Source organism: Tessaracoccus sp. (assembly GCF_016714275.1).
GTDB lineage: Bacteria > Actinomycetota > Actinomycetes > Propionibacteriales > Propionibacteriaceae > Arachnia.
Genome location: NZ_JADJNP010000001.1, coordinates 845,458 through 857,149, shown reverse-complemented (window position 1 = coordinate 857,149; position 11,692 = coordinate 845,458). Strand labels below are relative to the sequence as shown.

General features: G+C 71.0%; 4 protein-coding genes. 1 reads left to right on the top strand and 3 read right to left on the bottom strand.

The genetic code is table 11. The features are described 5' to 3' along the window. Position 1: 1 nt before the first annotated feature. Positions 2 to 3,073, bottom strand: a complete 3,072-nt coding sequence (locus IPJ61_RS03925) for an alpha-mannosidase (RefSeq protein WP_297103326.1) — start codon at positions 3,071 to 3,073, stop codon at positions 2 to 4. A 139-nt stretch (positions 3,074 to 3,212) separates the two neighbouring features. Here IPJ61_RS03925 and IPJ61_RS03920 point away from each other — a divergent pair, with 139 nt between their 5' ends. Further along, entirely contained in the window at positions 3,213 to 3,524 is a 312-nt protein-coding gene (locus tag IPJ61_RS03920) for a putative quinol monooxygenase (RefSeq protein WP_297103323.1), read from the top strand. Positions 3,525 to 3,639: 115 nt separating this feature from the next. On the opposite strand, the gene helR is transcribed toward IPJ61_RS03920, so the two are convergent. Together helR and IPJ61_RS03910 are read right to left on the bottom strand one after the other, a co-directional pair. Further along, the gene (helR, locus tag IPJ61_RS03915) at positions 3,640 to 5,844 is read right to left on the bottom strand and encodes an RNA polymerase recycling motor ATPase HelR (RefSeq protein ID WP_297103321.1); all 2,205 of its coding nucleotides are present in this window, start codon (positions 5,842 to 5,844) and stop codon (positions 3,640 to 3,642) included. A gap of 211 nt (positions 5,845 to 6,055) precedes the next feature. Continuing rightward, on the bottom strand, positions 6,056 to 11,536 hold the full coding sequence (locus tag IPJ61_RS03910) for an ATP-binding protein (protein ID WP_297103318.1): 5,481 nt from the start codon (positions 11,534 to 11,536) through the stop codon (positions 6,056 to 6,058). Positions 11,537 to 11,692 lie beyond the last annotated feature (156 nt).

Sequence of the window (11,692 nt, the reverse complement as noted above, 5' to 3'; positions counted from 1 at the left end):
GTCACCGTCCCCAGCGGATGGTCGCGACCTGGAACGGCCGCAACGTGACGCCGACGGCGCCGTCATCGAACGCGGTGGTCACCGCGGTCGGCTCGACCTGCTGACCGGGGGTCCCGGCCACCAGCTCTGTCTCCAGCAGGTCCGTCTCGACGGCGGACGTGGCCGCGAAGCCGGCGCTGAGTCTCGCCGTCGCCCTGCGGCCGTAGGGCTCGTAGATGCGCACGATCACGTCGCCCGAGCCGTCCTCGGCCAGCTTCACGCCCTCCACCGCGACGGGGCCGTCGACGTCGATCAACGGAGCGACAGGATTCCCGGAAAGGGTGCGGGGGAACAGGTTGGCCGCGTATCCGTCGGCGACAGCGTCCTCGATCTCGGCGCCCGGGCGCACGGTGAAGGAGAAGCTGTGTGTTCCGACGTCGGTGCGCGGGTCCGGGTAGCGGGCACCCTTGAGCAGCGACGCGCGGACCAGCGAGTAGGTGCCGCCGCCCTCGCGGGCGTGCCTGGTGACGTCCCAGCCGTAGGTCTGCGTGTTCGCGATCGCGACGCCGAAGCCCGGCTCGGACACGTGCACCCACCGGTGCGCGTTGACCTCGAACCGATGCGCGTCCCACGACGTGTTCGTGTGCGTGGGACGCGTCAGGTGGCCCATCTCGATCTCGAAGGCGGCGTGGTCGGTGTGCACGTCCACGGGCCAGGCGAGCTTGAGCAGGGAGTCGCGCTCCTTCCAGTCGACGTCGACCCGCACGTGCAGGCGGGGGTCGCCCGGAAGCAGGGTCAGCGTCTGGGTGGCCGACGAGTCGCCGAACGTGCGCCGCACGACAACACTGACGCCACCGTCGGCCTCGACCAGCTCCGGCGCGCCGTCGGTGAGGTTGGTGACCGTGTTGAACGCGAACGGGTCGATGTCCCACGCGTCCCACATGTTGGGGAAGTCGGGGTGCAGCTGCAGCAGATTGCCGACGACGCCCGCGGGGATGACATCGCGCCCGGAGGCGAGGTCGACCAGCGAGGTGACAAGGCCCTCCTCGTCGACGGTGAGTCGCACGAGGCCGTTGTCGACGGAGAGGCCCTCCGCGGTGACGACGGTGCCGGGCGTCTCGGTGACGCCGGCGCCGAGGGCGGCCACACCGTCGCGCACCAGCGGCGAGGCGTTGAAGGTGACGGCCTCGTCGCCCGTGCCGACGAGGAGGCGCTGGGCCTCGTCGATCAGCGCGGTCAGCTCGTCGGCGATCCTCGCGAAGCCCTCGCGCACCTCGTCGTACACCCATGCGATGCAGGTGCCCGGGAGGATGTCGTGGAACTGGTAGAGGCAGACCTCGCGCCAGATGTCGCCGAACCGCTCGAGCGGGTACGCCATGAGGCCGCGGGCTGCTGCTGTCGCGCACCACAGCTCGGCCTCGCGCAGCAGATGCTCGCTGCGGCGGTTGCCCGCCTTCACGGCGGCGACGGAGGTGAAGGTGCCGCGGTGGGCCTCGAGGTACAGCTCCCCGACCCAGACGCTGGGCGACTCGTGCTCGGCCTCGGCGCGGGCGAAGAACTCGGCAGGGGGCTCGATGTGCACGCGGGGCGAGCCCTCGAGATCCTTGGTGCGGGCGGCCTGCATCAGCATCTCGCGGGTGGGGCCGCCGCCGCCGTCGCCGTACCCGAACGGGACAAGCGAGGTGGCGCTGCGGCCCTTGTCGCGGAAGTTCCTGGCCGCGTGCGAGAGGTTGCCGCCGTTCAGGTCCGAGCCGTAGGTGTCAGCAGGCGGGAAGTGCGTGAAGATGCGGGTGCCGTCGATGCCCTCCCACCAAAACGAGTGGTGAGGGAAGGCGTCGACCTGGTTCCAGGAGATCTTCTGCGTCAGGAACCACTGCGCGCCCGCCAGCTTCGCGAGCTGCGGCAGCGCGCCGGAGTAGCCAAAGGAGTCAGGAAGCCATACCTCCGTGCAGGTGACGCCGAACTTGTCGCGGTAGTAAGCGCGGCCGTAGAGCAGCTGGCGACACATGGCCTCGCCGCCGGGCAGGTTCGCGTCGGACTCGACCCACATGCCGCCGACGGGAATCACGCCGCCGTCGGCCACGGCCTTCTGCAGCTGCGCGAACAGCTCCGGGTGATCCTCCTCGAGCCACGCCGCGTGCTGCGCGGCGGGGAAGGCGAACCGGTGCTCCGGGTGTAGTTCCAGCAGGTTCAACTGATTGGCGATGGTGCGGGCCACCTTGCGGCGGGTCTCGCGCAGCGGCCACAGCCACGCGGAGTCGATGTGGGCGTGGCCGACGGCCGTCAGCGTGTGGGCCGAGGCCGCGGCGGGCCGGGCCAGCACGCCGGCCAGCTCGGCGCGGGCGGCGGCTGCCGTCGCGGGGACGTCGAACAGGGCGATTCGGTCGAGCGCACGATCCAGCGCGCGCCGGATCTCCCACCGCCGCTCGCTGTCCTCGGGGAGCTGGGAGGCGAGTTGCCGCAGCGTCGTGATGTCGGCCGAGAGCTCGCGGACCTCTTGATGGACGAGGACGAGGTCGGCGCGCCGGAGCGTGTAGATGGGCGCAGGCCCCGAGGTGGGCTTCTCGCCGAGCTCCGTCTCGATGAACGCGGGAACCCCCAGCACGACGGGGTTGGCGGCGGCCTCGAGGAAGAACTCGAACCGGCCGTCGGCATCGGACTCGACGGGTACCCACTGGTTCCTGGGGTTGTGTCCCTTGATGATGCTGCCGTCGGCGCGGTAGACGAGCCCCTCGCACTGGAAGCCGGGGGAGTCGTACTCGCCGCCAAGGTCGATCAGCGCCTCGAGGTGCTGGCCGCGATGGGATTCGGGGACGGTGCCGCGGAAGCGCATCCAGGTGGTCCCCCAGGCGGGCCCCCACGGGGCGCCGACCTGGAAGGGCTCGTAGTCGAGGGCGAGACCGACGGCGGGAGGAACGGGCTCGCCCTGGCCGACGACGCCGGGCACGGCGCCGATGGCCGCAGAGTCCGGCGCGTCGGTCAACGGGGCGGTGGCGACCTCAAGTTGTGCGACGATGCTCACCTCCGCGGGAACGATCTTTTCCCGGAGATGGCGGGTTACCCGCCCGTCCAGTATGGGGGCGTGGTCATGCATGAATGAACGGCCTTCCGAACGCTTTTTGGAGGGTGCGTGACTCGCAAGCCTAATTCGCTTTAGCGGTGTCCGCAAGGCGTTTGGACAGGTCTTTCACTGCAGCTGAGGGTATCCTTCAACGAGAGAACGGGGAGTGGGCATGGGTGCTGTGAATCTGATCGCGTCGATCCCTGCGCGCGCGGAGACCGTCGACGAGGTCCGCGCGCTCCTGGTCGAGTACGGCACGCACGTACTGGCCATGCCCGGCGCCGAGCGGTTCGAGGTATACGTCGACCGTGAAGATCCCGTCATCGTCGTCGTCGTCGAGCGTTACGCCGACGACCAGGCCTTCGCGGAGCACCTCGCCGACCCGGCCAACGCCGTCCTGAACGACGCCCTCGCGACGCTGACCGACGGCGGTTCCTCGCTCCGGTTCTTAGCTCCAGCGGGGCAATCCGACTACCTGCCGTGAGCCGGGTCCTAGGCTTAGCCTCGATCCTCCGGTGGGCGCCGTAAGCGACCGGCACCAGACGGATGCAGGGGCAAGCGCGGGACGCGACGGCATACCGGACACGTCTGTTGAGCGGTCAGGGCGAAGCCGGTGTGCCTGGATGGGGCCGCGTAGTAGTAGGCGCAGATCGGTGGATCGAGGCTAAGAGCACCAGCCGGTTCGTCGCCCTCGTCATCGCGACGTAGCGGTCGACAGCGGCCGTGACGCCGTCGCCCTGTGGCCCGACGAGAACCACGAGGTCGAACTCCAGACCCTTTGCCAAATCAGGAGTCAGGACGCGCACCCGCACAGAACCATGGGGAAGCGCCGACTTGACCGATTCGACGGCCTCAGGTGGCAGCGTCTCCGCGGGGGCGATCACGCAGGCGATGCCCTCGTCGGGCGTCCGTAGCCATTCGGAGAGGATCGCGCCCAGGTCGTCGCGGCGACCGTGGTGCACCGGATGCCCGCCGTCGCGGATGGAGATCGGCACGTTGGCGTCGGGGAGGACCGCGCGGATGATGGGCTCCGCCTCGGCCATGATCTCGCGGGGCGTGCGGTAGTTCACGGTGAGGGTCTCGCGGCGGGCGCCGTCGACGCCGAGGCGCGCCAGCCGCTCCTCCCACGACTCGGCGAAGCCGTGCCGCGCCTGGGCACGGTCTCCCACGATCGTGATGCTTCGCGAGGGGCAGCGGCTGAGCAGCATCCGCCACTCGGCATCGGTCAGCTCCTGTGCCTCATCGACGACGATGTGGCCGAAGGGCCCGGCGAGCCTTTCGACCTCGTCGGCCGGGACCACGTCCTCGTCGACGAGGGCCGCGCGGATGCTGTCGCGGCGCAGCAACGGCAGCGGGCTCTCGGGGTCGTCATCCCCCTCGAGGAGCCGATCGACGACGTCGTCCATCACGGATCGACTCTCCGCAAGCGCCTCACGCCGACGGCGCCGCCGGGCAGACGCGCGCGGGTCGCCCAGGCGGGCGCGCATCGCGTCGAGGAGCGGAAGGTCGGCGGTCGTCCACGTCGCGCCCTCGGGGCGGCGGAGGGAGCGGCGTTCTTCGTCGGTCAGCCACGGCGCGCAGAGCTTCAGGTACGCGGGGACCGACCAGAGGTCGGAGACGAGGTCGGCCGCGTCGAGGATCGGCCAGAAGCGCCGGAAGGTGTCGCGGAGGTCGTCGTCGGCGGCGAGTGCGCGGTGCACGTCGTCTGCCGAACACTCCGTCTCGGAGGTCCCGTGCTGGTCGACGAGGATGTCGAGCAGCGCCTCCCAGATCAGGTCGCGGGCGTCGTTGTGAGGGGTGCCTGGGTCGACCGTGGCGAGCGCCTCCACCCAGTCCGCCGTAGCGACGGCGACCTCCGCCCACGGCGTCTCGACCGTGAGGGGCTCCGTGGGGACCTCCTCGTAGAAGGTGACGGCAGGCTCGACGGCGCCCAGCAGCTCAGCCGACGCCTTCAGCCGCGCGACATCTGGGTCCGGCTCCTCGACGGCCGCGGCGCCCTCGGGCACGAGGTCGGCCAGCGTGCAGACCTGGACGCCCTCCTCGCCGAGATTGGGCAGGATGTCGGCCACGTAGGCCAGGTAGGGCCGGTGCGGACCGACGAACAGCAGCCCGCCGTCGTGCTCGATCCGCCGATCCTGGAACAGAAGGTACGCGGCGCGATGCAGCGCGACGACGGTCTTGCCGGTACCTGGACCGCCGTCGACGACCAGCGCGCCGCGGGCATCGGCGCGGATGATCGCGTCCTGGTCGGCCTGGAGGGTGGCGAGTACGTCCCGCATCCGTGGCGATCGGCTGGCGGCGAGGCCGGCGAGGAACGGGTCCTCCGCGGTGGCCGTCAGCTCGGCACTGTCGAACGCCTCGTCCCAGTAGTCGATCACCTGGCCGTCGCGCCAGCGGTACCGGCGCCGGCTGGCCAGGCCCATCGGATCGGCGTGCGTGGCGGCGAAGAACGGCCGGGCGACCGGGGCGCGCCAGTCGACGACGAGGGGCTCGCCGTCGTCGCCGGTGACACCGATCCTGCCGACGTAGACCGGATCGGACCGGTCGGCAGGCATCATCCGTCCGAGGCAGAGGTCGACGCCGAACGCGGTGAGCACGCGGCGTCGGCCCGTGAGGCGGTGGATCTCGAGGTCGCGGTCGAGCGCCGCGTGCCCGGGTCCGGCATCCTCAAACCTGAGCGCCGCGAGGCGCATGTCGAGCTCGCGGACGCGGGCGTCGAGGACGGCTGCGACGGCGCACAGGTGTGCGTCGTCAGAGCCGATGAGTACGGGGTCCGCCTTGGCGGAGTTGGTGAGGGTGAACATGGCCGCCTCCTGTTCCGCCGCTTGTCAGGGCGGCGTAGGGGAGCGATTCTGCTCTCGCGGGGGGCCTTGCCACAAGGCCCCCCATCGGCTGTAGATTGGAGCTAAGCCTCGATCCACCGATCTGCGCCTACTGCGCGGCCCCATCCAGGAACACTGGCTTCGCCCTGACCGCTCAACAGACGTGTTCGGGGAGGCGTCCCGGTGCCGGCGATCAGCCGGCGGTTCGGGCGTAGTAGGCCTCGATGGTCTCGATGATCGCGGGGCGGAGCTGCGCCGAGCTGATCACCTTGTCGACCGAGCCGACCCGGACCGCGCGGTGGATGCTGTGCACGCCGTCGAACTCCGCCGCGATCTCGGAGATCTTCTCCGCGCGCGCGGCGGCCTGGGCGTCGGCCAAGGCCAGCTGCAGCTCGCCGCGCTCCTCCGGGGAGGCCGTGCGCAGGCGGGCGTCCAACTCCGCGACGCGGGGATCCGCGGCCGTGCGCTTCGCGACGTCGCCCGCGAACACCACCGCCGCGGCTGGGGCACCGCCGATGACCGAGGCGAACGAGCCCTCCACCGCCAGCACCGTCATGTCCTCGTTCAGGCGCTTCGAGAAGACCACGAACGCGCCGCCGTGGTAGCGCGAGATCACCACGAAGATGATCGGCCCCGTGAAGTTCACGATCGCCCGGCCGATCTCCGCGCCGTACTCCAACTGCAGGTTCCGCATCGACTCCGGCGAGCCGTCGAAGCCCGACAGGTTAGCCAGGACGACGACGGGTCGGTTGCCCGACGACGAGTTGATCGCCCGCGCCGCCTTCTTCGACGACCGCGGGAACAGCGTGCCCGCCGTGAACGTGTCCGGGCCGTCGGTGGGCGGGAACCCTGCCCTGACGACGGGCTTCGACTCGATGCCCAGCACGCACACCGAATGCCCGCCCATGCGCGCATCCATGACGACGGCGGTTTCGGCGTCGGCCATGCCCGCCCAGCGCTCGACGCGCGGGTAGTCCTGGTCGCACACCGCCGCGATCACCGTGCGGATGTCGAACGCCTTCTTGCGGTCAGGGTTGTGGTCGGCGGAGAAGATCTGGCCGACCGTCGAGAAGTCCGAGCCTTCCGAATGGTGCGGGAAGTCCGACACATCGCGATCCGACGGATCGGTCGACTCCGCGCGGCGCGGCCCGGTCTCGCCGGCGGCCACGTAGGTGTGGTCGTAGTGCGAAAGCAGGATTCCCATCGCGGCGGCGAGGTTCGGCGCCCAGTACTGCGCCTGGCCGTTGGGCCCCATGACGCGGTCGTAGCCGCCGATGCCGAAGTTGTCCTCCGCGGAAACGCCGCCGGAGAAGTCCAGCGACTGCTTGCCGGTCAGCACCATGGCCGAGTCCGGCGTCATCACCAGGATGCCCTTTGTGTGCATCAGCATGGTCGCCTCGGCGTTCCAGTACGGCTGCGCGCCAACGTTGATGCCGGCGACGACGACGTTGATCTCGCCGCCCTCCTGCGTGAACTCGACGATGCGGCGCAGCGCGGCGCCGACCCAGTCCATGTTCTCGACGCCGGAGTCCATCGAGATGCGTGCGCCCGAGCTGAGCGTGAACCACTCGACGGGGACGCCCATCTCCTCGGCGAGGTCGATCGCCGCCATGATGCGGGCGCACTCGGGCTCCGCGACGGCGCCGAGGCCCTTCGTCGGATCCCCGCACAAGATGACGCGCGTGACACCCTCGGGATGCAGCGCGGTGGGCGTTGTGACCAAGGCGGCGATGATGCCTGCGGAGTTCCTACCGGGCGCGCGATGCACCTCGACGAGGCGGCCCTCATCGTCCAGGTCGAGCTCGACGAGGCTGCCGCCCGGCCCGGCGAGGGCCTCGGACAGCTCGTAGGGGTAGACGAGGCCGCGACGGCGGGCGCGCAGCACCTTGCCCGCGTAGTCGTCGAGCGGCTTCAACGGCTCGGTGGGCGGGGCGCCGACCGACGCCGTCACGCCCGCGCCCGGCTGGGCATGGAAGCGGATGGCGAGCGGGGTGAGCGTGCCGCCGGTGCGGAAGCGGCCCTGGCAGAGGACCTCCTCGATGCCCGCGCCGTCGGAAAGCGGGGTGATCTTCGACTGCAGCGGGGTGACGTCGTCGAGGCTGAGGTCGATCTCCGGCCAGACGTCGATCCACACGTGGTTCATGTCCAGCTTGCTGCCGGCCGAGCCGCGCGCGGTGCGCGTCCGGCGGATGGCCTCGAGGCAGTGCGCGATGGCGCGCTCGGCGTGCGGGAGGGCGATGAGGTTGCCGTCCTCGTCGCGCACCGGAGACAGCTGACGGACCTGCGCCATGGCGACGAGGCGCCGGTCGCCGGGGTTCGACTTCGCGACGCACTCGAAAAGCCAGACGTCCTCCGGCGCGGGCAGGCGGGTGGTGTCGAAGTCGCGGAGACGCCACAGGTCGAGGCGGCGGCCGGCCATCGGGTGGGCGCCGCGGACACGGGTGTCCTCGACGAGCACGCCGTCGACGGGGCGGAACGTGTAGTAGGAGACGTCGTCGGTGCAGACGCCGACCGCGATGCGCTTCACCTCTGGGCCGACTGACCAGCCGTTCAGGAGGTCCGCCAGAACCGCGCCCAGTTCGTCGCCCGCGAGATCGCCGTCGGCATGGACGTACAGCTCAGCTACGGCGTCCTCGCCGGGCTCGCGAAGTGCGAACTGGTCCGCGACGAGGCGTTCCAGCGGGCCGCCCGTGCCCAGTTCGTCGAAGGTCCCGACGGTGGTCACGAAGCGACGCGGCCGCCCCTCGAGCACGTAGTCGGCGATGACGGCGGCGCGGCCGTCGACGTCGAGGCGGTGGACATCGCGGAGCTGGTACTCGGAGTAGTACTTGTGCAGCAGCACCTCGAGCATCGGCTCGACCGCGGGCACGCCGCCGGCGAGGTGCTGGGCCAGGTAGGTTGCCGTCCACTCGTGGATGCCGGCCAGGCGCTGGACGCGGTCGGCGTAGTCGGCGACGGTCGGGTCGGCGGCGAGCGCCGCGACCTCGGTACCGAGGCCGCTCAGCACGGACTCACGCTCGGCGTCGACCTGCGGCTGGTCGTACCAGCGGAACCGGACGGAGCGGGTGAGGTCACCGACGGCGGGGAACCGCAGCTGCGTGGCGCGCAGGATGCGCTCGAGGTCGGCGCGGGCCGACGCGGCGCGGCCGTCGTTCGGCGCGGGCTCGGCCAGCCAGCGGTCGAGGATGCCGAGAACGATTGGGACATCCGTGGCGACGCGCTTCTGTGCGAGGAAGATGCGGAACACCGCCTCCTCGAGCTGCGGCGTGCGGTCGAGCGATTCGACGCCGTAGTGCCGCAGCACGCGCGTCAGGCGCTCCACGAACTGCGCGGACAGCCCGGCGCGGTCGACGTCGAGCGTCGTCAGGTAACGGTGGAAGTGTTCGCGGTCCGAGTGGATGCGCAGCTCGGTGTGCTCCTGCGCGCCGACGGGGCGGTTGCGGCTGAGCTCGGCGAGGTCGGCGAACAGCTCGATAAGGGAGACCTCGCCGGTCAGCACATCCGATCCCGCTGCCTGCGCCTCGGCGCGCGCGGCGAGGTAGGCGGCGAGTGTCTTCGCCTCCGGGTCGACGTCGTAGCCCATGAGGGTGGCGGACAGGTCGTCGCGGAGGCGATCCGCACGTGCGGCGGGATCCGGGTCGGTCGCGGTGGCGGGTACCTCGACGGTGGCCTCGACCGCCTCGTCGGCCTCCTCGCCGTCGCCCAGCGGCTCGAGCCGCACCAGCGGCGCCATGGTCTCGACCTGGGAGCCGGTCATCACGTGAAGCTCCTTCACGCGCGCCGCGAACGGCGCGGGGATGACGGTCTCCATCTTCATGGACTCGAGCACGACGACGGGCGCGCCGGCCTCGACCTCGTCGCCCACGGCGACGGGCGTGGCGACGACGAGCGCCGGCGCGGGGGAGCGTAGAACGCCGCCCTCGTCGCGCGAGACGCGATGCATCACTCCGTCGACCTCGATCAGGTGCACCGGTCCGTGAGTGGCGCTGACGACGCGGTGCAGCCGGCCGCCCACGACGATGCGGCTGTGCACGCCGTCGAGCCGCGTGACCGTTGCGTCGGTGCTCTGGCCGTCGACGGTGACGCGGTACCTGCCGGGCGCCGTCGCGAACGGCACGACCGTGTGCACGACACCGCGCAGCTTCAGCTCGAACTGCGCGCCCGACTTGTGCTGCGTCTGCGGCCGCCCGCCATGCGCGGTGGTCAGCAGCCGCTCGGTCTCGATCGCGGTGTTCTCCTCGTAGGCCTCGATGGCAGCGACGACGAGCGCGACGCCGGCGTGCTCGTCGGCGACAAGGCCGCCGTCGGCGCGGACCCGGTCGATCCAGCCGGTGTCGGCCCACTCGGCCAGCGGTGACCCGACCACCTCAGGTTGACGCAGCAGCTCCAGCACGAAGCTCTTGTTGGTGGCGCCGCCGTCGATCACGACAGTGGTCTCACGCATGGCACGGCGGAGGCGGCCGAGGGCCTCGGCGCGGGTGCGGCCGTAGGCGATGATCTTGGCGATCATCGAGTCGAAGTCCGCAGGGATGGTGTCACCCTCGGCGACGCCGGTGTCGACCCGGATGCCGGGGCCGGCGGGGAGGTCGAGGCGGGTGATGCGGCCGGGGGCCGGCGCGAAGTCGCGGTCTGGGTCCTCCGCGTTCAGGCGGGCCTCGACGGCGTGGCCGAACTCGACCGGACGCTCGCCTAACCTCCCGCCCGCCGCGACGTGGATCTGCGCCTTGACGAGGTCGAACTCGTTGGTGACCTCGGTGATCGGGTGCTCCACCTGGAGGCGGGTGTTGACCTCGAGGAACGCGAACAGGCGGTCGCCCGGGTGGTAGAGGAACTCGACGGTGCCCGCGCCCTCGTAGCCGACGGCCAGCGCGAGGCGCTCGGCGGAGGCCTTGACGTCGGCCACCTGATCGGCGGTCAGCAGCGGCGAGGCCGACTCCTCGATGATCTTCTGGTTGCGGCGCTGGACGGTGCAGTCGCGGACGCCGAGCGCCCAGGCGGTCTCGCCGTCGGAGATGAGCTGCACCTCGACGTGGCGGGCGCCCGTGACGAGCTTCTCCAGGAAGACGACGCCGCTGCCGAAGGCGCGTTCGGCCTCGTCGCGGGTGCGCTGGTAGGCGTCGGTCAGGTCGTCGGCCGAGTCGACGCGGCGGATGCCACGCCCGCCGCCGCCCGCCGTCGCCTTGAGCATGAGGGGGTAGCCGACCCGGTCCGCGGCCGCGAGGGCCTCGCCAAGGGTGTCGACGCCGCCGCGGGACCACGGCGCGACGGGCACGCCGACCTCCTCCGCGATGAGCTTGGAGCCGATCTTGTCGCCCAGCTTGCGCATGGCGTCGCCCGAGGGGCCGATGAACGTGATGCCGAGCGACTCGACGAGGTCAGCAAAGGCCGCGTCCTCCGCGACGAAGCCCCAGCCGACCCACACGGCGTCGGCCTTCGCCTCCTGCAGCACGCGGGCGAGGAGCTGGTGGTTCAGGTAGGGCCGCTCGGAGGCCGGGCCGATCGGATAGGCCTCGTCGGCTTCGCGGGCGAACATGGCTGAGCGCTCGCCGTCGGTGAACAGCGCGATCGTCGTGATCTGTGGCCCGTCCGGGTTCTCCGCGTTCAGGTCCCGCACCGCATGGATGAGCCGCATGGCGGCCTCGCCTCTGTTGACGATGGCGATGCGCTGGAACATCAGGCCTCCTGAGAGCACGACGAACAGCTCCGGGTTGGAGCCACCTGCCAACAATGGCGCATCGGTGGCGGGCGTTGGCGCACGTCCGCGCCCAATGTCGCAGAAAGTTGTTTGTAGGGGTCTGACAATCCGCCGTTGAGGACCGCGGCGCCCGGC